Raw genomic sequence first — 21,136 nt, 5'->3', positions numbered from 1 at the left:
AAACACGTTTCTTTTGTTATGATAGTCTTTGTCTGTATTGAACACCTTTTTTTGATTGGGAGGACCCCTTTTTGAAATGCGCCCGACTGAATGATCGAACGATACATTTACATACATATTCGAGAGAACACTATCAATTCCTCTTTGAAGAAGGAATAAAAGGACATTTAGTTTGTTCTCATTGCGGAAAACCCGTTTTGTTAAGGCTAAACATCGCTGATCCTCCGGAGTTTATCCACCGCCAGCCAGGCCACTTTCCGGCATGTGAAGAGGCCTGCGGAACGAAACCCGCTCAAGAGGAGAAGAAAGAAGAGTATCAGGAATCCGGTGTCTTTCGTTTGCCCAAAGGAAAAGCGATTGCGGCTGACTCGTCTCCAGCTGTCGCGGAATGGCAGCGGCCGAGAAGCATTAAACCCGGAACACCATTCGTCCAAAAAACAATAGAACCTGATACAAGCCTTTTTCCGTCTGTCGGCTTGAACACGGATCAGCTGAAAGCTGTCACGGAAACAGAAGGCCCTCTGCTTGTGCTTGCAGGTGCGGGAAGCGGAAAAACACGCGTGCTGACGGCTCGTGCCGCCCACATGATTGAACATTTAGGCATAGCGCCGGAAAATATGCTGCTTGTCACCTTTACGACAAAAGCCGTCGCCGAAATGAAAGAGCGCATGGCGAAGCAGTATGGATTACAGCCGGCAAAAGTCAGAAGACTTGTCACCGGAACATTCCACAGCTTCTTTTATAAAATCTTGTATCACTATGATTCTGCCAAATGGAACGGCGAGCATTTGCTGAAAATGGAGTGGCAGCGGGAACAATATATCAAAAAAGCACTCTATGAAGAAGGCATAGATGAAAAAGAGTTCCCCGTTGATCAGGCGCTGCAGCAGATCGGCTTTTGGAAAAACACTTATGTGCCGAATGAACGCATCCCTTTACAAGATGAGTGGGAAAAACAAGTCTATCGATTATATGAACATTATGAACGCCAGAAAAAAGAAAACAACCAATTTGACTTTGATGACATGGCTTCTGCCTGCTACGAATTGTTTATCAATCAGCCGGATCTTCTGGAACAATATCAATCTCGGTTTACTTATATATTGATTGATGAGTTTCAGGACATTAACCCGGTTCAATATAAAATCATGCAGATGCTCGCCAGCCCTGAGCAAAACCTGTGCTGCGTCGGGGACGACGATCAGTCTATCTACGCGTTTCGCGGAAGCAATCCATCTTTTATTCTTGATTTTCAGAAGGATTATCCCGGAGCGAAAACGATTTATTTAACCGCAAACTACCGGTCAACACACCCAATCGTTTCCAGTGCTGATATCGTTGTGAAAAAGAACAAAAACAGATATGCCAAAATGCTTGAAGCCGCACGCGATGACGTCCAGGTCCCTATGCTGTTTTATCCTTATGACGAAGAAGAAGAGGCCACAATGGTCGTATCCGATATCAAAGAAAAAATTCAAAACGGGGCAACCCCTGAAGACTTTGCGGTTCTCTACCGCACAAACAGCGGAGGCCGCGCCATATATGAAAGGCTTCATCATTCGTCAATTCCTTATACAGCTGACCGCGGTGTCCAATCGTTTTACAGCAGACGCATTGTCCGCCAGATTCTCGCATACTTGTACGCCAGCCAAAATGAGGATGACACTGAGGCGGTTAAGCACTTGCTGCCTGCCTTGTTCTTAAAGCAATCCGCTTTGAACACACTGAAGGCGCTCTCGATTACCGAGGACTGCTCGATGATTAAAGCGCTGGCCAAGCTCCCTGATCTGAAGCCGTTCCAGCTCAATAAAATCAAGAAAATCGTGCCATTTTTTGCAAGCCTCCGCACGATGAAGCCGGTTGAGGCAATCACCTTCGCCGAAGGAAAAATGGGCTTCTCCGAGTATTTAAAAAAACGGGGGAACGAAGGCAACAAGCTAGAAAAAGGCTCCGATGACCTGCGTGACATTAAAGTCGTCGCCAAAAAATTCAAAACCATTCCTGACTTTCTCGCCCACGTAGACCATATGAGGGCCGCCGAGAAAAACAAAACGGATGATAACGGCGTTCAGCTGATGACCATTCATCGCTCAAAAGGCCTTGAATTCAAAACGGTTTATGTGTTAGGCGCGGTTGACGGCTCGATACCGCACGATTTCTCATTAGAAACAGCGAGAAAAGGCGATGAAGCGGCTCTTGAGGAAGAAAGACGACTATTATATGTAGCCATGACCCGGGCCGAACAGCATTTATATTTGTCTTGTCCCGCCAACAGACGCGGCAAAACGGCCCACCGCTCAAGATTTTTGTATCCCCTTTTACAGCAAGTAAGACAGCCCTTGCATAACTAACAGCCCGGCAGTGATCTGCCGGGTCTTTTCTGTAAAAAAAGCCCGCTGAAAAAGTCAGCCAGGCCATCCGCTTATTTGTTATCCAGCATTTTAGAAATTGTGCCAAAATCAAGCTTTTCTTTACCGCTTGTAATCGATTGAACAATTTTATCTTCTAATTCCTTTGGCACGCGTCTGTTTGCCAGCTGTGCGACACGGCTAATTACGCTGCGCACTGTGTTTTCATCTTTAAAATTGGCGTTTTGAAGAGAGCCGGCAAGATTCATGACATCCTTCATATTGACGCCTGTTTTCTTTTCAATGTTCTTAAAAAATTGATTATCCATAATGCGCCTCCTTTAGGCGGAGTAATACGATATTATATGAACACCAATAAGTGATGTGCCTTTCTCATTCCATTTTTTCCTCGAATCAGTTTACAGACTCAAGGAAGCGCGGATTTTCCGCACTTCCTCTAACGTTTTAGCAGAAATAAGATGCACCTACGATGATAAGGAGAATGAACAATACGACTAGAAGAACAAATGTTGAACCATAGCCGCCGCCGTAACCGCCAGCATAACCGCCATAACAGCCGCCACCGCAGCTGCCGCCGTAGCCGCCGCCAAATCCGTATCCAAAGCCCATAGTTAAGCACCTCCTTTACTCTCTATACACTATGTGAGCCGCTTCAATCGGTTTGGATATACGCATAGGGCGATTGCGGATTTATAATTGTCCGTACTGGTCCTGGCGTTTTTTAAGGAAGGCTTCGGTTTTTTCTGCCAGCTCTTCAATTTCCTCTTCAAACGCCAGACCAGCTTCGTCAAATGCATCCAAGTCTTTTCTGATGCGGCTCATGATGTCTTCATGCTCTTTTTGCTTTTGTTCGTGAGGTTCATATTTGCCTTCAATCCATTTTTCGAACTCATTCACTAATATCCCCCCACTTATGATATATGCTGGACGAGACCACTCCGTTAAAAAACAAAAAACCGGAGCCCCCCCGGTTTTCGTTGTCAGGCTATTGAGGCTTTTTCTTTTTCTTTCCGCACCCGCAGCCTTTCTTTTTGATCTTTTTTGATTGATATGATGAATCTGTATATGGAGTTTTTTGGGAAGGTTTATTGAATTGATTCATGTCGTTCCCTTCCTTTCCTTATGTCATATATGCTACTTTATGCGTATTCTTGAAGAAAGTTGCTGGTGGCAATGCCTCATTCTTGTAGCCATTTTGATACGAGTGTTTCTATAATGCCGGCAAGACCGGCGATCGCCAGCAGTAAAATCAGCCACTGCGCCATTTGCGGAATCAAAGCCTGGCACAAAATCAAAAATCCGGCGCACCACACGCCTGTACACCAATAGCAGCTCAGCAATTCACCAACAAAGGCCCTGATGCCAGTCCCCTTGATGACAATATACGTTTCCACGTTCCCGTCCGCATCCTTTTCTTCCTTCTCTTCTTGAAACAGGCTGCGAAGCGGCGCCATAATCGTGTCAAACACCAGCAAGCGTGCGAGCCGGAAGACCGCAAGCGAAAGAAGAGCAATTGTCAGCCCATTGATAACCACTTGTTCACTCCTTTGCCAATCATGATCCCTTCACATATATGCAAAAACCCTATTCTTCATGAATTGTATCTTGTCCGGCGCAAAATTGGTTGTTTTTCTTATTCCGCTCTGCACCCCATTTGCATTATATAGAGTATGGATAAGAAAGGAGTGAAGGTTATGTCGATTGAAGAAAAAGTTGAATCCCTGCATCCTGCAATATTTGAGCAATTATCAAGCGAATTCGAGCAGCAGATCGAAGTGATTGATTGCGAAAATATCACAATAGATACATCACATATAACATCTGCCCTTTCTATACAAGCCTTTGTGACAACCATGATTATCCTGGCGACCCAGCTCGTCATCGCCGATGAGGATTTGGCTGACGCAGTGGCAAGCGAAATTCTTATTCTCGATAGCTCCCAAATCAAAAAAAGAACCATCATTAAAATTATCAACAGCCGAAACATCAAAATCACTTTGTCTGCCGACGAAATAATAACCTTTGTACAAATCTTGCTTCAGGTGTTAAACAGCATTCTCAATGAACTTGACGTCCTTTAACCCTTTCTTTTCACAAACTTAAAAGCCGAGGTGAGAACAAATGTCAGATAACGATAAAATCAAAGAAGAGCTTGCAAAGCTTCCGGAAGTTGATCCGATGACGAAAATGCTGGTCCACAATATTTTTCTTAAACATGGTGTCACAAAAGACAAAATGAAAAAAGTATCAGACGAAGAAAAAGAAATGCTCTTAAATCTAGTAAAAGACTTGCAGGCTAAATCCGAAGCGTTAATAGAAAACCAAAAGAAGAAAAAAGAAGAAACAGCCGCACATGAGCAAAAGAACGAAAAACCGCTAAGCCGCCGAGAGCAACTCATCGAACAGCTCAGACAAAGACGGCAAAACAATAACAATTCAAATTAATCATAAAAAATAGGGCACTTCATCATGATATATGCCTCAGTCAAAGTAAGAGGCTCGCTCATTTAATAACAGTAAAAGAAAAGGAGGAATAGATATGGAAAGCAGACCATATTCTTGGGTTGCACTTGATCCTGACTGTGACCACCCGTTAGACGAAAAAGAAAAAAAAGAAGACAGAAAATGCAATTGCGATGTTTGCTGTAATGGCAATGGGTTTGGCAACGACAACGCCTTTATCGACCAAGATCTAGCTCAGGCAAATCTCAACAAACAAGTCTCCGATGAAACGATTATCATCAGAGATTCTTGTGACATCAATGTTACATCTACAGACGTTCAAGCCGTAACTTCAGTCGTAACAGCACTTAATGCAGCTGTCGTAACAGCTACTCTGACATCCATTGCAGATGGAGTAATTGCCGAATTAGTCGCACAAGATTTATTGCAACTTACAGCTAACAAACAAGTTAACCGCCAAAAACTTCTCATCGAATGCTCCCGCGGCGTAAATGTCTCAACAGTAGATGCCGATATCGCAACTCTTATCTCTACAGCAACAAACACCCTTGTAGCGATCCTAGTTATTACTCTTGTTCTCTAGAACCTAAAAGCAGAGCTAAAAACGCTCTGCTTTTTCTTATTTTCCAAGCATATGATGAATATATAGACGTTCACCCACACCAAGTGGGGCACGGGTACATATGTTGTTAAGGACTAAAGTCAAATACCCTATAAAGAAGGAGCTGAAATCAATGAGCTGCGGAAAAACCCATGGCCGGCATGAGAACTGTGTATGCGATGCAGTGGAAAAGATTTTAGCAGAGCAGGAGGCAGTTGAGGAACAGTGTCCTACTGGCTGCTATACAAACCTTTTGAATCCGACAATTGCAGGTAAAGACACAATTCCGTTTCTCTTGTTTGATAAAAAAGGCGGATTGTTCTCCACTTTCGGAAACGTGGGGGGATTTGTGGATGATATGCAATGCTTTGAGTCCATTTTCTTCCGCGTTGAAAAATTATGCGATTGCTGTGCAACACTGTCTATTTTACGCCCGGTCGATGTCAAAGGCGATACCTTAAGTGTTTGCCATCCTTGCGACCCGGATTTCTTTGGGCTTGAAAAAACAGATTTTTGCATCGAAGTGGATCTCGGATGCTTCTGTGCCATTCAGTGCCTGTCACCGGAGCTAGTTGACAGAACATCCCCTAACAGAGACAAAAAGCATCATCACAATGGATAAACACTTGTAAAGAGGAATCCCCTTCCAAACTCTATTACAGGTGCAAATCATTCAGCTGCTTCCGGCGTGAGGCAGCTGACTCTCCATCATTTCGCCAGTCTCAAGAAATTTATAAGGCAGGAGGGATAATATGAGCCAGAAAACATCAAGCTGCGTGCGTGAAGCTGTAGAAAATATTGAAGATCTGCAAAACGCTGTTGAAGAGGACTGCCCGACAAGCTGCCATTCAAAGCTTTTATCACCAACCCATTCGCTGGGCGATACAGTGCCTTTCGTGCTGTTTACATCAAAATCAAATCCTCTGGTCGCTTTCGGAAATGTTGGCGAACTGGAAAACGGACCTTGCTTTAATACTGTATTTTTCAGAGTGGAAAAAGTTCATGGCAGCTGTGCGACACTGTCATTATTAATCGCATTTGACGAACACAAACACATTTTGGACTTCACCGATAAAGATACGGTTTGTGAAGTGTTCCGACTTGAAAAAACGAACTACTGCATTGAGGTGGACTTAGACTGCTTCTGCGCAATCAATTGCTTAAATCCTCGACTAATTAATCGCACGCACCATTAATAAAAGACTGAAAAGCTTGCAGCTCTGCAGGCTTTTCTCTATGAAAATAAGCTGCCGGGAACATCTGCCGGGCAGCTTTTTTCGTTTCCATTAAAAACCGAGCGGGTGCAAGGAGGTGATTTCATCAATCGCCAGTTCAGTCGGCGCGCCGTTTCCAGTCGTGCGGAGCAGGACGGAATCATTTCTTCTACCGACAATCACGCCTCTGTACGTTCTTCCGTTGGCTTCAATCAAACAAAGCGCTCTCGGCATGTTATGGGGCAGCTTTGTTAAAAAATCAATTTTTTCGTGGATCGTCATCTTGCTCATCGGTTTTTTCACTTTTCTTGCCGGCGGTGCTTTTTCCTCCGCTTTGGCAGCATTATGGACAGCCTCCGGTTCTTTTTCAGGCTTCCGGTCCTCAAGTTCAAGTGCAGGCTCTTCCTTTTTTTCAGCTTTAGGAGGCTCGTGTTCAACGGTTTTTTCAACGGCTTGCGGCTCTGCTTTCTGTTCCTGCTGGTTCTTTTTATTCTCTGTCGCTCTCATCTCTTGTATTTGCTGGCTCACTGGCTCAGCAGCAGGCTTTTCCTCTGCTTGTTTGATGTCCGTTGGCACGGCTTCCTCCTGCTGTTTCTCATGGTAGGCAGGCTTTTCCTCTGCTTTTGGCGGAGCGGGTTTGTCGGTCTTTTTTTTAATGACGATCTCCTGCATGGATGACCTTGTTGTTTCTGCGTAATCCGGCTGAACAATATACATGAGCGGTTTTTTATCCGCGTTTCGTTTCTTATTAGACATCTTCATCCCTCCGATTGTGTCATATTCTATCTATATGACAGAAAGCTGAAAATCAGAAGAAATAAAAAAGCAATCCCTGTTTGGGATTGCTTGCCATGATCCTGCCTTAGCGGGCAGTGATATGGAAACCTGAATCAACGTGAAGATTTTCACCTGTAATGCCTCGGGACATATCGCTGAATAAGAACGCAGCTGTATCGCCTACTTCTTCAGGTGTTGTCGTGCGGCGAAGCGGCGCACGCTCTTCGATGTCTTTTAAGATCGAGTTGAAATCGCTGATGCCTTTAGCAGACAATGTTCTGATCGGGCCTGCGGAAATGCTGTTGACGCGGATATTTTCTTTTCCTAAGTCGGCAGCTAAATATTTCACACTTGCATCAAGAGAAGCTTTCGCTACACCCATGACGTTGTAGTTTGGCATCACAAGCTCTCCGCCAAGGTAAGTCAAAGTGACAATGCTTCCGCCTTCAGTCATCATCGGACGAGCCGCTTTGACAACAGCTGTCAGAGAGTATGAGCTGATGTTATGAGCCAAAAGGAAACCGTCACGATTTGTGTTTAAGTATTCGCCGACAAGTTCTTCTTTGTTGGCAAACGCGATACAATGCGCGATACCGTGGACCACACCGACCTGCTCTTTAATGCTTGCGAAGCAAGTTTCGATTTCCGCGTCGTTTGTGACGTCGCAAGGAAGAATAATGGAGTCATTGCGTTCTAATGTTCCGGCAAGCTCTTGAACTGATTTCTCCAGGCGTTCTCCTGCGTATGTGAAAATCAAGCGTGCTCCCGCTTCATGCAGAGAGCGCGCAATTCCCCATGCGATACTGCGTTTGTTGGCAACTCCCATCACGACAATGTTGCGGCCTTCAAGTGAAACATTCATATGTATAAAGCCTCCTATATTTTATAAAGACATAGTATTAGTACCTGATCTTAATTCTTATCATATCATAACCTTGTCCAGATGAAAAGCGCATACAACGACAAACATGAAAGAGACCACCATCAGCTGGTGATCTCATTGGCTTGTTTTAAGCTGTTTCGTTTAAAGGCGAAATGGTTTGTTGGTCCGTGGCCCGATCCGATGCCAAGCGTATGTTCCACCGCTTCGCGGACAAAGTTGGCCGCAACCTCGAAAGCCTGATGGATGCTGTCTCCTTTAGCGGTTTGAGCTGTTAATGCCGCAGCAAAGGTGCAGCCTGTGCCATGTGTATGTTTCGTATCGATATAAGGATGGCTGATTTGCATAAACATGCTCCCATCGAAAAGAAGGTCAGTAATGTGATTGTCCTCAGGCTGGTGCCCGCCTTTGATAATCACGTTCTGCGCCCCCATCTCGACGAGCTGCTCCGCTGCTTTTTTCCGGTCATCCAGTGAGCGGATTGTCATTCCAGTCAGCGTTTCTGCTTCCGGCACATTCGGCGTAATCGTGTAGCTTCTCGGAATGAGCAGCTCTTTTAAGGTGGCAACTGATTCATCATGCAGCAAGGATGCCCCGCCCTTTGCAATCATAACTGGATCAACAATCACACGGTTAAACCCGTACTCGTCAATTTTTCTCGCCACTTCTTCAATCATTTCCGCATTCCAGAGCATTCCCGTTTTTACGGCGTCTGGTCTCAAATCTTCGGCAACAGCGTCAATTTGCTGGCTCAGCGCCTCCACAGTCAGCGGATACACTCCATGCACGCCAAGCGTATTTTGAGCGGTTACCGCCGTAATGGCAGACATGCCGAAAACATCAAGTTCCTGAAAGGTTTTAATATCGGCCTGTATCCCTGCGCCGCCGCCTGAATCAGAGCCGGCGATTGTCATTGCTTTATAAATCGTCATTACACTACACTCCTTACTTACCCGATCCATTTATGATAAATGGATTTTGCCCGGGCAATATCATTCGTTCCATGGATCAATGCTCTGCCGTCCCGAAACAGCACCATTTTCATATCATCCGAGCGGCAGGAAATTAAATACGGGTTCGCGGCTACATGAAGCCCGGCTTGCTTCAGCTGGCCGGCCAGCACTTCAAGATCCGCTTCTTTTGTGAAGGATGATCTGATTTGCACCGTGTTCCTGCCGCACAATACAGCCGCTTTTGTTTGGTTCTCATATGACAAAAACGGAAATTCCTTTGTGCAACAGCTTGGGCATGCGTCATGTTTGAGGCCTGCCACTCTCACCTCTGACCGTTCGTTTTTCCACAAGTCAAAAGAGCGCAGCAGTGGCTCGAACTCCTCTCCTGTCAGCAGCTTCAGGGCGTCTGTCACCTGAAAGACCGCTACCTGCATAACAGCCGGGCTGATGATGCCGGCTGTGTCACATGTCGCTCCGCCAATCGGAAGTGTATCAAGCAAGCAATGCAGGCAGGGGGTCGATCCCGGCACTACGGTAAAGGTAAGACCGTAGCTCCCTACACAGGCACCGTAAAGAAAAGGAATGCCTTCTTTTACCGCAGCGTCATTTACGATCAGGCGGGTTTCAAAATTATCGGCCGCATCCACTATGATGGAAGCATCCTTAATCAGCTCGAAGATATTTTCAGCTGTCACATCCATGACAAAGCCCGTCACATCGACATCGCTGTTAATCGAACGGAGGCGGTGCTCAGCAGCGGCCGCTTTCGGCATTTCTTTTTTGACATCATCTTCTGTATACAGCTGCTGGCGCTGCAGGTTGCTCCATTCCACATAATCTCTGTCGACAATCTTCACAGAGCCGACACCCGCTCTGACCAGCATTTCAGCACTCGCTGTTCCAAGCGCGCCGGCGCCGATAATCACGGCGCGCGATTCTTTCAATTTCTTCTGGCCGGCTGGGCCGATCGGAGCAAACAGCTCCTGTCTGGAGTACCTGTCCGTCATACAGGAAGACCTTCTCCCGGACTGCTTGCCGTTCCGTATTGCTTAAGCGGAATGCGTCCCGCCTCATAAGAAAGGCGTCCCGCTTCCACCGCGAGCTTCATCGCACGCGCCATTTTAACAGGATCATTCGCGCCAGATACAGCCGTATTGAGGAGTACGCCGTCCGCTCCAAGCTCCATTGCGTATGCCGCGTCTTTAGGCGATCCGATGCCGGCGTCCACAATGACCGGGACTTTCGCCTGTTCAATAATAAATGACAGATTCAAAGGATTTAAGATTCCTTGTCCAGAGCCAATCGGAGATGCACCAGGCATGATGGCATGAACGCCAAGCTCTTCCAGCTTTCTTGCGAGCACAACATCATCTGATGTGTACGGGAGCACGATAAACCCTTCTTCAAGAAGCTGTTCGGACGCTTTTAATGTCTCAACAGGATCAGGAAGCAAGGAACGTCCGCACCCGATGACTTCCACTTTAATCATGTCACAAAGTCCTGACGCTTTCGCCAGCCTCGCGATCCGTACCGCTTCTTCAGCGGTGCTGGCGCCCGCTGTATTCGGCAGAAGCGTATATTTGGATAAATCAAGCTGTTCAAGAAAATTAGGCTGGGACGCTTCAAAAATGTTCATTCTCCGCACAGCAAATGTTAAAATATCAGACTCGGAAACGGCCACCGCTTCCTTTTGGATGTCAAACGATGGGTATTTCCCCGTCCCCAGCAACAATCTTGATTGAAATGATTTCCCGCCAATGGTTAACATGCTCATCCGCCTCCTACAAAATGGACAATTTCAATGACATCGCGATCACAAAGCTCAACTTCGTGATAATGTTCTTTGCCGATAATTTCTTTATTTCTTTCAACGATAACGATTTTATTTTCAAGCTGATAGAACGCCAGCAGGTCTTGAATTGTACCTTTGTCTTTTTCCCACTTCACGTCTTTACCGTTCAGCTGTAGCATCATATCTGAACCGCCTCCTTGCGATCAATTCGGAATGCGTGCAGCCAGTCTGGATTGACCTCTTTATTCATGATGAGATCACTGACCAAAGCGCCGGTTGCCGGAGCAAGCAGAATCCCATTTCTGAAATGGCCCGCCGCAAATACAATACGGCTGTCCTCAGGGTGTCTGCCGATGTACGGTTTTCCGTCCTTTGTTCCCGGACGCAATCCAGCCCAAAAACGGTCCACCTTCATATTCTGAATGGCCGGCAGCATCGTTTTTGCTTTTTTCATAACCGATTCCAGCCCGCCAAGATCCGGTGTTTCACTCCAATCACCCGGCTTCATCGTTGCGCCGACAACCAGTCTGCCGCTTTTTCTCGGTACGATATAGCAATGGTCATGGTAAAGTGTTTTTGTCAGCGGTATCTCATCATTCCAAACAGACAGGCACTCCCCTTTTACAGGGAAAAATGAGTGATTCAGCCCAAGCTGTTTAAAAAACATTCCGCTCCACACCCCGCTGGCAACCGCGACATGATCCGCCCATACATAGCCATTCGGCGTTTCGATGGACAGCGCTTCACCGCCACGTTCCACATTGAGGACGGGCGTATGCTCAAAAATCTCAGCCCCAAGCGCTTTTGCCGCTTTCGCATATGCCTTGCAAACAAAATAAGGCTCAACATGCACATCATCTTGAATAAAGGCTGCCCCGAAAATGTCACCAGACGTATAAGGCTCTTTTTCTAAAACTTCTTCTTTTGTATGCCAGCTGACAGAATCCAAGCCATCCATCTTCCTCAGCCGCAGCACGTCTTCTTCAGAAAACGCAAGCTTAAACATCCCGCCGTTATGCTGCATGATATCAATACCCGATATGGTGTAAAGCTCTTCCCCAAGACCTTTGTACAGACGCTGGCTGTGCATGGCGAAATCAAAAAACGCGTCACGTTCCTCGCACTCGGCATGGGCGCCCAGCATTCCGGCAGCAGCGCTTGTTGTTCTGCCGCCCATTGTCCCGCTTTCAAACAAGGCGATTGTTTTGTTTTCCTTTGCTAAATGATAAGCAATCGCGGAACCGATAATCCCGCCTCCAATGACAATTGCATCATAATGCCTTTTCATAGCGCATCTCCTTTAGCGTACGGGAATATTGTCTGGCAGCTTCCAAAGGATCAGCGGTAGAAAAAATTCCCGACATGACAGCAATCCCGTCTGCCCCCGCTTGTTTTACGCCTCTTAATCTGCCCGGTGCCATCCCGCCAATCGCAATAACCGGGATGGACACCCGCTGCTTGATAGTTGACAGCAAAGACAAGCCTCTGCCTTTAAGGCCCTTTTTACAATCCGTTTCAAACACATGGCCGAACAACACACAGTCCGCATCTTCTTTTTCTGCTTGAATCGCTTCCTCCAGTGAATGCACCGACCGCCCGATATGAAGGTGCGGAAATCTGGCTCTGACCTGCTTCGGTGAAAAGCTGCTGCTCGGCAGCTGCACACGATGAATCGTTGAAAAAAGCGCAATATCCACTCGTCCGTTCATGACCAATTTCCGCTTATCAACACCGCCTTCAGATAAAAGCTCAATCAATTTCAAAATGTCAGCCGCAGATTTAGACCGCTCCCGAATGTGGATGCAATCCACTTCATTCTGAATGGCTATGATGACTTCCGCTAACGCTTCAACCGGCTTGCAGTCATCAGTTATGGCGTGAAGCTCCAAGTTCCTCCACCTCTTTTACGCCGCGGTCGGACCAGCCTTCTTTTCGATTGGCCATCCCCCAAAATTGATACTCATAAAAGCTTGAAATAACAAAATTCTCTTTCATCTTGGCACGCACTTCCTCCGTGCTGTTTTCCGCCAGCTCATCAAAGCGGTTGATTTGTTCTTCGACCTGCTGTCTGAACCAGTCACCGCCGTATGTGTTGATCCACTTCTGATAAATCGGATGCCCCGGATCACATGTCAGCAATTTCTCGCCAACCTCGTAATACAGCCAGTAGCATGGCAATAGGGCTGCTAAGATCTCAGCAAAATTCCCGCTCAAAACCGAACGGTACATATGGGATGTATAGGAGTACGCCGTTGGAGATGGCTTAAAGGCCTTACGCTCTTCCTCACTGATGTCCAACAGCTCCGCAAACTCGCGGTGAAGCGCCATTTCCGCTTCATATGTACCTTGGGCGTGGCTTGCCATCCGTCCCGTTGTATAAAGGTCCTTCGCATAAGCCGCGCCAAACGATTGCACCTTCGCAAAATGCGTTAAATAATAAGAATCCTGGAGCACGTAGTATTTAAAACGGTCAATCGGAAGCGTTCCATCACCGATTCCCTTAACGAACGGATGGACAAAGCTCCCTTCCCACCATTCTGCGGCTGCACTGCGGCATTCTTCTGAAAATTTCACACGTCATTCCCCCTGTCTGATAAATAAAAAAACCACTTTCCCGCAAGGAAAAGTGGTTTGGAATTGGCATAGTAAACGAACACAAATACCGCTCCACTTCCCTACGCAGGTCTGAACCTGTTCAAGTTATGAGGGTCTAAAAGTCACACTTTTATCTCAGCCCTTATGAAGGACACCCCTAGTGGTTATACAAATACATATTGAATTGTTCTGCATCTCTATATTAACACGAATCCCTATTTGGTCAAGGTTTATCCTTCCAACGATTTCTTAAGTTCCGTTACATACCCCCGAGATCCGGTGACAATTAAGCGGTCACCCAATTTCAGCCTTGTATCCCCATGAGGAACGATGCTGTCCACACCTCTGAAAATCCTGACAAAGATGACATCGCCTGTAAAAGGGAATTCCCGCAGAATCACACCGTCGTATGTGCTGTTTTCCATATTAATTTGATACAGCGAAGACTCTTCGTTCGTGAGCAGCTTCATAACACCAGGCGCTTCTATTAGCGCGCGAAGCAATGTTTTTGTCGACAGCAGCATAGAAAAGATGTTGATTCCCTGCTCCTTCAAAGTTGCTTCATTTTCGGGTGATCCGACGCTGGCAATCACTCTTTCTGTTCCTTTTTCTTTTGCAAGTAGTGCAATCTCCGCATTCATGTCTTCATTCCCGGTCGCAACAACCAGGATATCCGTATCAAAAATGCCGAGTGATTCAAGCGTCCCGTGTTCATAATCAGAAATCGCTTCAACAGAAAAAACTGATTCCGACAGCTTTTCCTCCGCGTTCTCTTGATAGACATGCACAACACGCACGTCATACTCCTCTTCCGGCAGTTCAAGAGTAACAGGCAATGTCATTTGGTTTGCGCCGATAAACGTAATGGTCTTTTTCTCCTCCGGCTGCTCCTCCCGTTTGTATAATTTTTTAAAGAAGACCGGTGAAAAAATACTGGCAATGACGGCTACTAACGTCAGCGCTCCTGACATATTTGCGCTGATCACGTGAAGCTGCTGGCCGATTGTCGCAGCGGCAATCACGAGAGAAAGCGTTGACGTCAGCAGAAAACCAGACGCCAAAATGGTGCGGTTATCATACCACTTCTTCAAGTACAGGACGGGAATAATTTTGCTGACTAACAGCGCCAAAAGCAGAAGCGGAATCATGATCAAAATTTTCGGATCTTGGAAAAGGGTCCAAATATCCAGCTTCACTCCGACCATCACAAAGAAAATCGGAATCAAGAACCCATAGCCGAATGAATCCAGCTGCTGAACAAGTTCTTTATTTGGCGAAAGAAGGGAAACGAGAACCCCCGCTAAGAAAGCGCCGAGAATATTTTCCGCCCCAAGTGATTCAGACAGGGCAACGAGTACGATAATTAACGTAAAAATGGCACGCGTCCCAATCTGAATCGTCCCTTTTGACATAGACTCAACAAATGAACGATGTTTAAAGATCCGGCCGAAAAAGTAAAGCACCACTCCGGCTGCAAACAGGATCATCAAGAGCCACATGTTTCCGCTGTCTTCTCCGTATAGAGAAGAAAACACAGCAAGAAGAATCATCGTGACCAAATCAGCAATAACGGCAACAAGCAAAATAATCTGCCCGATATTTGAATTCATGATCCGTTCTTCTTTTAACGTTGGAACGACAACGCCTAACGAAATCGTTGAGATAATGAGCGTCATTAAAAACGCATTTTCGATAAATCCTGCCAAGACGAACCCATAGGACAGCAGCAATGATAAAATAAATATACCGGCAAAAATAACGGACGCCGCAGCAAACGTATTGGGCACCGCTTTGCCGTTCGGCAGGAGCTGCTTTTTCTTTCCTTTCTCAAACGATGAAAAATCAATTTCAAGCCCGCTTAAAAACATTAAAAAGATAAACCCGAGCAGAGAAAGCGTCTCAAGCCATGTATCGCCCTCGACAACTAAATTAAGACCGCTTTTTCCGATAATCAGCCCCATAATGATTTCTGCAACAACAACCGGGATGGTCAGTTTAAAGCGATGCAAAAGGATGGGTGTCAAAAATGCAACGATAAGTACAACAACTAAAGATGCGACAGATGAATGCGCCATAATCAGAACCTCCTTTTTAAGTCAGGGTTATTTCAGTTCTCAATCAAAGAACAAAACCTCATTTTAAAAAAACATAACGCGATTTTAACAAGGATGGTGATAAAAAATAAAGTAAAAAGGTCTTATTTCTTGTTTAGAAAATAATTCTTCTATATTTTGCACATAAAAGCCTGTGATGACTCACAGCACTTTGCTCCATAATAAATAAAACAATCGGCAAGGAGGATCACGCATGGCTTACGATATCATCAGCGATATTCATGGCTGCTATGATGAAATGATGGCATTAATCCAAGAGCTTGGCTATTCAATAAAAAATGGAGTACCTGTCCACGAAGAAGGAAGGATGCTCATTTTTGCCGGAGATTTAACTGACAGAGGACCGAAATCGATAGAGGTCATCCGCTTTGTAGCCGGCGCTTACGAAAAAGGCGCTGTGCGTTATGTTCCTGGAAATCATTGCAATAAGCTGTACCGCTACTTAAAAGGAAATCCCGTGAAAGTCATGCATGGCCTAGAAACTACAGCCGCAGAGCTTGAGGAACGATCTAAAGAAGAAAGAAAAACAATCAGCGATCAGTTTATGAAGCTGTATGAAAAGGCGCCGCTTTACGACATCTTACATAACGGAGAATTAGTTGTCGCCCATGCTGGCATAAAGGCTGACGATATCGGCAAATATACCCGCAGAGTGAAGGACTTTGTGCTTTACGGCGATGTAACGGGTGAAACGTACCCGGACGGCAGACCTGTCAGACGTGATTGGGCTGCATCCTATAGCGGAAGCGCTTGGGTGGTATACGGACATACACCTGTTAAAGAGCCTCGAATAGTCAATCGCACCATCAACATTGATACAGGCTGCGTGTTCGGAAATAAATTGACAGGCTTTCGATTCCCAGAAATAGAAACCATCTCTGTTCCAAGCTCCCTGCCTTATGACGAATCGAGATTTCGTCCCATATAAAAAAGGAGAGAATCAATGATTCTCTCCTTTTATCAGGTCTTTCATATCTTGAGGCAATGTAGCATGAAACGTCATGCTCTCCTGCGTCAGCGGATGGATAAATGAAAGCCGCTCGCTGTGAAGGGCCTGCCGGCCAATTTCCCGTCTCGTTCCGCCGTACAGTGTATCGCCGCACAGCGGATGCCCGAGGTAGTTCATATGTACACGAATTTGATGGGTTCGGCCTGTCTCAAGCTGCAATGTCACCATTGTGATCTCATCAGTGGCATGTGTGACATGAAAATGGGTAACAGCCTTCTGGCCTGCCGGTGTCACCACCCGTTCAATAATACTGTCAGGATGTCTGCCAATCGGAGCATCGACAGTTCCTTCCACCTGTGTCATCCGCCCGTGAACCACTGCCATGTACCGGCGTTTCACAAGCCCGCTTTTTTGCGCTGACGATAAAATCGAGTGGGCAAAGCGATGCTTGGCAACAAGCATGAGACCTGATGTATCCCGGTCTAGCCGGGTGACAAGATGAACTGTCGCCCGCACTCCGTTTATTTGATAATGATGGATGATTCCATTTGCAATGCTGCCGGATGGGTGCTCTCTCGAGGGAATTGATGATACATACGGCTGCTTGTTCATCACAAGCACGTGCTCATCCTCATACAGGATATCGAGCGGAACAGGTTCTGCCAATAACGTGTCGCTCACCTGTTCCTCGGGAAACTTCACGACAAGAAAATCTCCCTTTCGCAAAACGTATTTGACCGTTACATGTTCACCATTGATCAGCAGGTCACCCCCGGCAAACTTGATATCGGTTAACAGACGTTTCGAAATTCCCAGTTTGCCGGCGTATTCTTTTACAGTCATTCCGTCTTCAACAGAAGTAATGTTCTTTTTGATAATAAATGGTTCCACGATACGTCCTCTCTATTCACCTTTTCCGATAAACGAATCCTGGACTCTTTTCCAAAATGGAAACGGACGAAATCTCGCAAACCTCACATTTTCGGATGCAACCTGGCAGCGGATCGACTTCACGTCCTTATGAAGAAGGGTTAAATGGTCAATCGTCACTTGAAAGTCGACTTCGTTTCTCGGTTTAATCATGCAATCATGATGGGAAGGCAGAAGCAGCGGCGATCCGACCGTCCGGAATACACGGTTATTAATAGAAGCCATTTCCGCGAGTTGGATCGCTCTAATAGACGGATGGATAATTGCTCCGCCCAGCGCCTTATTGTAGGCTGTGCTGCCGGATGGCGTTGACAAGCAAAGGCCGTCGCCCCGGAAGGTTTCAAAGAGCTGTCCCTTGATTTCCACATCAGCCACAAGGCTTCCTTCTATGCTTTTAATCGTACATTCATTCAATGCTAAATATCTCTCTTCCCGATCGTTTTCGTGATAGGTCACAATCACTTCGAGAAGCGGATATTCGACTGTATGATAAGGCGTTTTCGCAATCGCGAGAACAAGCTTTTCAATTTCATGAGGAACCCAGTCGGCATAAAACCCCAGATGACCCGTGTGAACGCCGACAAATGCCGTTTTGTCCAAGCGGTCGCTGTATCTGTGAAAAGCATACAAAAGCGTTCCGTCGCCTCCGACTGAAATGACGATTTCCGGTTCATTTTCATCCAGTTCCATATCAAAATCCAATAAATACGCCTGTATTTTGCTCTTCAGCGTATCAGAAACTTGATCTCCTTTTGATGATACGGCAAATTTCATGCTTTTCTTCCCCTTTACTATTGTTGCTCGCTTCCTTTTTTCTTTCTTGAAAAGGCAGCTTGAGCCTCCTGTATTTCACCCCTGATCTCCGACATCTCTTCATCTAGCCGGGAAGCAGCTTCAGATGCGCGCTGAAGCCTTAGTTTCACTTTTTCAGGAATGTTTCCGCTGTATTTATAATTCAATGAATGCTCAATGGTCGCCCAAAAATTCATCGCCAGCGTACGGATCTGTATTTCCACGAGAACATGCTTTTCTCCGGACACCGTCTGTAAAGGATAAAGCACGACAAGATGATATGACCGGTATCCGCTCTCTTTATGTTCCGCAATATAATCCCTCTGATCCACAACGGTGAAATCTTTTCTGGCGAAAAGCATCTCTTTTACGATTTGGATGTCATCGACAAATTGGCACATGATTCTAAGGCCCGCGATATCCTGCATAGTTTCAATTTCATGCAGCGGTATGCTTTTCTTTCTCGCTTTTTCAAGTATGCTCGCCACAGGCTTGACGCGTCCGGTCACAAATTCGATCGGCGAATGTTCGTCCTCGTATTCATATAGTGTGCGAATCCCCTTGAGCTTCACTTTCAACTCTTCGACAGCCTGGCGGTACGGCACTAAAAAACGCTCCCATTGTTTGTCATCCATCATACATCCCCCAATTCCGAACCGGTTTCTATAAAAATACGCTCTTCACTTTGTCTTCCATTTCTTCTCCATAGTTTACATTATCTTTAATATTTTCTAAAAGATACTCTAATTCCTCATGCAGGCCGGCCAGTTCTATTGATTTGTCTCCCGCCTCTAAAACAACCGGAATTCTTTGTGCATGCGCCTGCTTGAGTTCCGGCCACATATGTTCCTTTATAATGGCATATTCAAAAGAATCAGCTAATTCAAGTATGTATACAAAAGCAAAGTTGTCAGAATCAACAAGCATTTGACCTGACGGCTTGCGTTCCGCTTCATTGCCTTCTGTCTCACAGACAAGGCGAAGCTGATCATCCGATAATGTTGCGTTCAAGATTTCGATTCTGTTTTGCATAATGCTCTCCTTTTCCAACAAAAGTACAGTTTCATTTTATCATATCAAGCTTGATATTGATAAACGTAACATCTAAAGAGATAATAGTAAAAATAAGATTTACGGGGCGGAAAGGAAGAAAAACATGAGCCAAGAAATTGAGATAGAATTCAAAAACATGCTAACCAAACAGGAATTTGACAACATAACAGCGGCACTCCAGCTGACAGAAAAAGATTTTACAGACCAAAACAATCACTATTTTGACACAGACAGCTTTTCACTGAAACAAAAACACGCTGCGCTTCGGATCCGCAGGAAAAACGGCGAGTATGTCCTGACATTAAAAGAACCTGCAGACGTGGGGCTTCTGGAAACGCACCAGCGGCTATCAGGGGTATCAGATCTTGCTGGTTTTTCAATTCCCGAAGGCCCTGTGAAAGACCAGCTGCATCAGCTTGAGATTGATACAGATACCATTCAATACTTTGGATCTTTAACAACAAACCGTGCTGAAAAAGAAACAGAAAAAGGCTTAATAGTTTTAGACCACAGCCGATATTTAAATAAAGAGGACTTTGAAATCGAATTTGAGGCGGCAGACTGGCATGAAGGCCAACAAGCCTTTGAGAAGCTGCTTCAGCAATACAGCATTCCTCAGCGAGAAACCAAAAATAAAATTTTGCGTTTTTATGAAGAAAAACGAAAGTCTATATAAGGTGGAATGACATCGTGAACGTAACGAATTGGGCATCTTTACTTCAGCTTCAGGCATTACAGTCCATATCTAATGCACGCAGCACAGGCACTCAAAATGATGCGGAAAGCCCGCTCTCAAGCTTCAGCTCTTTACTCAGCCAATACACAAACGGCTTGACGATACAGCAGCAAGCAACAGCACCTTCTGCACAGTCAATCCCGCTCAACCTGCAGAACAACGCTAGTTCAACAGCGCCGTCACTGCTTTCAGCATACGGGCTTCAATCATATACAAGCAGCCATTCAGGCTATATCACAAAAGCGGCAGAAAGCACCAAAACAGCTGCTGATGATGTATCTACAAACAAACAAGAAACAAAACGGATCAGTTCGGGAGACTTCTCCATAGACAGCGCGATTAAAAAAGCCGCTGATAAATATGGCGTCGATGAAAAACTAATCCGCGCCGTCATTAAGCAGGAATCAGGCTTTAATGCAAAAGCTGTCAGCGGAGCAGGCGCGCTTGGCTTAATGCAGCTGATGCCGTCAACAGCACGCTCACTTGGCGTTTCCAATCCACTGGACCCGCGGCAAAATGTGGAAGGCGGAACGAAATATTTAAAACAAATGCTGAATAAATATGGCGGCAATGTGTCTATGGCATTAGCGGCTTACAACGCCGGACCGGGAAATGTTGACAGATACGGCGGCATTCCTCCTTTCAAAGAAACGCAAAACTATGTAAAAAAAATAACTTCAGCCTATTACGCGTAACCAGAGCGGCTTTTGCCCTCTGGTTTTTTTGCGAAGTGAAATCCTACGCATTCCTGATTTTTATGTGATATGATATGAAATACAAACCTCGGCTCTCAGCCGAAACTAGCCATCAAACGCATAAAAGGCAGTTTGTTTGTAGAAATGATGCCTTGTTGCTAAAATAAATCATAGATGAAATGCAGTACTATATAAAATTACTTTTTGCAATAGGATTTATGAT

The 21,136-nt window shown here is 45.6% G+C and carries 27 protein-coding genes and 1 riboswitch; of the genes, 9 read left to right on the top strand and 18 right to left on the bottom strand.

The window, feature by feature from the left end:
* Positions 1–71 precede the first annotated feature (71 nt).
* Positions 72–2,351, top strand: a complete 2,280-nt coding sequence (locus tag M1D98_RS06185) for an ATP-dependent helicase (protein WP_456280096.1) — start codon at positions 72–74, stop codon at positions 2,349–2,351.
* 71 nt (positions 2,352–2,422) lie between these two features.
* Here the strand turns inward: M1D98_RS06185 and M1D98_RS06180 are convergent, their stop codons facing one another.
* From M1D98_RS06180 to yjcA, 4 genes are all read right to left on the bottom strand, one after another.
* A complete protein-coding gene (locus M1D98_RS06180) occupies positions 2,423–2,677 on the bottom strand; it encodes a stage VI sporulation protein F (protein WP_010329414.1) in 255 nt (84 codons plus the stop codon).
* 136 nt (positions 2,678–2,813) lie between these two features.
* A complete protein-coding gene (locus M1D98_RS06175; RefSeq protein ID WP_010329413.1) occupies positions 2,814–2,978 on the bottom strand; it encodes a YjcZ family sporulation protein in 165 nt (54 codons plus the stop codon).
* Positions 2,979–3,059: 81 nt separating this feature from the next.
* Positions 3,060–3,266 (bottom strand): hypothetical protein, encoded by a 207-nt coding sequence (locus M1D98_RS06170; RefSeq protein ID WP_010329412.1) that lies wholly within the window; start codon positions 3,264–3,266, stop codon positions 3,060–3,062.
* Between the two features lie 281 nt (positions 3,267–3,547).
* The gene (yjcA, locus tag M1D98_RS06165; protein WP_268558916.1) at positions 3,548–3,904 is read right to left on the bottom strand and encodes a sporulation protein YjcA; all 357 of its coding nucleotides are present in this window, start codon (positions 3,902–3,904) and stop codon (positions 3,548–3,550) included.
* Between the two features lie 159 nt (positions 3,905–4,063).
* Here yjcA and cotV point away from each other — a divergent pair, with 159 nt between their 5' ends.
* From cotV to cotZ, 5 genes are all read left to right on the top strand, one after another.
* The gene (cotV, locus tag M1D98_RS06160; protein ID WP_010329409.1) at positions 4,064–4,450 is read left to right on the top strand and encodes a spore coat protein CotV; all 387 of its coding nucleotides are present in this window, start codon (positions 4,064–4,066) and stop codon (positions 4,448–4,450) included.
* Positions 4,451–4,490: 40 nt separating this feature from the next.
* Positions 4,491–4,814, top strand: a complete 324-nt coding sequence (cotW, locus tag M1D98_RS06155) for a spore coat protein CotW (protein ID WP_010329408.1) — start codon at positions 4,491–4,493, stop codon at positions 4,812–4,814.
* Between the two features lie 94 nt (positions 4,815–4,908).
* Positions 4,909–5,415, top strand: a complete 507-nt coding sequence (gene cotX, locus M1D98_RS06150) for a spore coat protein CotX (protein WP_010329407.1) — start codon at positions 4,909–4,911, stop codon at positions 5,413–5,415.
* 151 nt (positions 5,416–5,566) lie between these two features.
* Entirely contained in the window at positions 5,567–6,055 is a 489-nt protein-coding gene (cotY, locus tag M1D98_RS06145; protein ID WP_010329406.1) for a spore coat protein CotY, read from the top strand.
* 130 nt (positions 6,056–6,185) lie between these two features.
* Positions 6,186–6,629 carry a spore coat protein CotZ gene (gene cotZ, locus M1D98_RS06140; RefSeq protein ID WP_010329405.1) on the top strand — a complete coding sequence of 148 codons (444 nt, stop codon included), beginning with the start codon at positions 6,186–6,188 and terminating at the stop codon, positions 6,627–6,629.
* Positions 6,630–6,719: 90 nt separating this feature from the next.
* Here the strand turns inward: cotZ and cotO are convergent, their stop codons facing one another.
* From cotO to M1D98_RS06090, 10 genes are all read right to left on the bottom strand, one after another.
* Entirely contained in the window at positions 6,720–7,409 is a 690-nt protein-coding gene (gene cotO, locus M1D98_RS06135) for a spore coat protein CotO (RefSeq protein WP_268558917.1), read from the bottom strand.
* Positions 7,410–7,509: 100 nt separating this feature from the next.
* Positions 7,510–8,286: an enoyl-ACP reductase FabI gene (gene fabI, locus M1D98_RS06130; protein ID WP_010329404.1), complete on the bottom strand. Its 777-nt coding sequence runs from the start codon at positions 8,284–8,286 to the stop codon at positions 7,510–7,512.
* Between the two features lie 122 nt (positions 8,287–8,408).
* Entirely contained in the window at positions 8,409–9,236 is an 828-nt protein-coding gene (gene thiD / locus M1D98_RS06125; protein ID WP_121642329.1) for a bifunctional hydroxymethylpyrimidine kinase/phosphomethylpyrimidine kinase, read from the bottom strand.
* A gap of 17 nt (positions 9,237–9,253) precedes the next feature.
* Positions 9,254–10,264, bottom strand: a complete 1,011-nt coding sequence (thiF, locus tag M1D98_RS06120; RefSeq protein WP_268558918.1) for a thiazole biosynthesis adenylyltransferase ThiF — start codon at positions 10,262–10,264, stop codon at positions 9,254–9,256.
* Entirely contained in the window at positions 10,261–11,031 is a 771-nt protein-coding gene (thiG, locus tag M1D98_RS06115) for a thiazole synthase (protein ID WP_082246328.1), read from the bottom strand. The genes thiF and thiG overlap by 4 nt, the downstream gene beginning before the upstream one ends.
* Complete coding sequence (gene thiS / locus M1D98_RS06110; protein ID WP_082246338.1) at positions 11,028–11,228, bottom strand: sulfur carrier protein ThiS; 201 nt, start codon at positions 11,226–11,228, stop codon at positions 11,028–11,030. The genes thiG and thiS overlap by 4 nt, the downstream gene beginning before the upstream one ends.
* The gene (thiO, locus tag M1D98_RS06105; protein ID WP_268558919.1) at positions 11,228–12,337 is read right to left on the bottom strand and encodes a glycine oxidase ThiO; all 1,110 of its coding nucleotides are present in this window, start codon (positions 12,335–12,337) and stop codon (positions 11,228–11,230) included. The genes thiS and thiO overlap by 1 nt, the downstream gene beginning before the upstream one ends.
* Complete coding sequence (gene tenI / locus M1D98_RS06100; RefSeq protein ID WP_268558920.1) at positions 12,321–12,938, bottom strand: thiazole tautomerase TenI; 618 nt, start codon at positions 12,936–12,938, stop codon at positions 12,321–12,323. Before tenI ends, thiO begins: the two co-directional genes overlap by 17 nt.
* The gene (tenA, locus tag M1D98_RS06095; RefSeq protein ID WP_268558921.1) at positions 12,916–13,623 is read right to left on the bottom strand and encodes a thiaminase II; all 708 of its coding nucleotides are present in this window, start codon (positions 13,621–13,623) and stop codon (positions 12,916–12,918) included. The genes tenI and tenA overlap by 23 nt, the downstream gene beginning before the upstream one ends.
* An 81-nt stretch (positions 13,624–13,704) precedes the next feature.
* Positions 13,705–13,813, bottom strand: a riboswitch (TPP riboswitch).
* Positions 13,814–13,874: 61 nt separating this feature from the next.
* Positions 13,875–15,719, bottom strand: a complete 1,845-nt coding sequence (locus M1D98_RS06090; RefSeq protein ID WP_456280095.1) for a monovalent cation:proton antiporter family protein — start codon at positions 15,717–15,719, stop codon at positions 13,875–13,877.
* A gap of 232 nt (positions 15,720–15,951) precedes the next feature.
* Between M1D98_RS06090 and prpE the strand changes: the two genes are divergently transcribed.
* A complete protein-coding gene (prpE, locus tag M1D98_RS06085) occupies positions 15,952–16,686 on the top strand; it encodes a bis(5'-nucleosyl)-tetraphosphatase PrpE (RefSeq protein ID WP_010329395.1) in 735 nt (244 codons plus the stop codon).
* 12 nt (positions 16,687–16,698) lie between these two features.
* Here prpE and M1D98_RS06080 read toward each other — a convergent pair whose 3' ends face one another.
* From M1D98_RS06080 to M1D98_RS06065, 4 genes are read right to left on the bottom strand one after another with little or no spacing between them, the layout of a single operon-like run.
* The gene (locus M1D98_RS06080; RefSeq protein ID WP_205600467.1) at positions 16,699–17,598 is read right to left on the bottom strand and encodes an RluA family pseudouridine synthase; all 900 of its coding nucleotides are present in this window, start codon (positions 17,596–17,598) and stop codon (positions 16,699–16,701) included.
* Positions 17,599–17,610: 12 nt separating this feature from the next.
* Positions 17,611–18,411, bottom strand: a complete 801-nt coding sequence (locus M1D98_RS06075) for an NAD kinase (protein WP_010329393.1) — start codon at positions 18,409–18,411, stop codon at positions 17,611–17,613.
* A 17-nt stretch (positions 18,412–18,428) separates the two neighbouring features.
* Positions 18,429–19,064 carry a GTP diphosphokinase gene (yjbM, locus tag M1D98_RS06070; RefSeq protein ID WP_010329392.1) on the bottom strand — a complete coding sequence of 212 codons (636 nt, stop codon included), beginning with the start codon at positions 19,062–19,064 and terminating at the stop codon, positions 18,429–18,431.
* A 28-nt stretch (positions 19,065–19,092) separates the two neighbouring features.
* Positions 19,093–19,461, bottom strand: coding sequence for a UPF0738 family protein (locus M1D98_RS06065; protein ID WP_121642323.1), 369 nt, complete (start codon positions 19,459–19,461; stop codon positions 19,093–19,095).
* Between the two features lie 124 nt (positions 19,462–19,585).
* On the opposite strand from M1D98_RS06065, the gene M1D98_RS06060 reads away from it, so the two are divergent.
* Positions 19,586–20,158, top strand: a complete 573-nt coding sequence (locus M1D98_RS06060) for a CYTH domain-containing protein (RefSeq protein WP_010329390.1) — start codon at positions 19,586–19,588, stop codon at positions 20,156–20,158.
* Positions 20,159–20,172: 14 nt separating this feature from the next.
* Positions 20,173–20,913 carry a lytic transglycosylase domain-containing protein gene (locus M1D98_RS06055; RefSeq protein ID WP_268551614.1) on the top strand — a complete coding sequence of 247 codons (741 nt, stop codon included), beginning with the start codon at positions 20,173–20,175 and terminating at the stop codon, positions 20,911–20,913.
* Positions 20,914–21,136: the final 223 nt, after the last annotated feature.

This window comes from Bacillus sp. K7, assembly GCF_053903245.1.
This window is presented reverse-complemented; position numbering and strand designations above follow the sequence as displayed.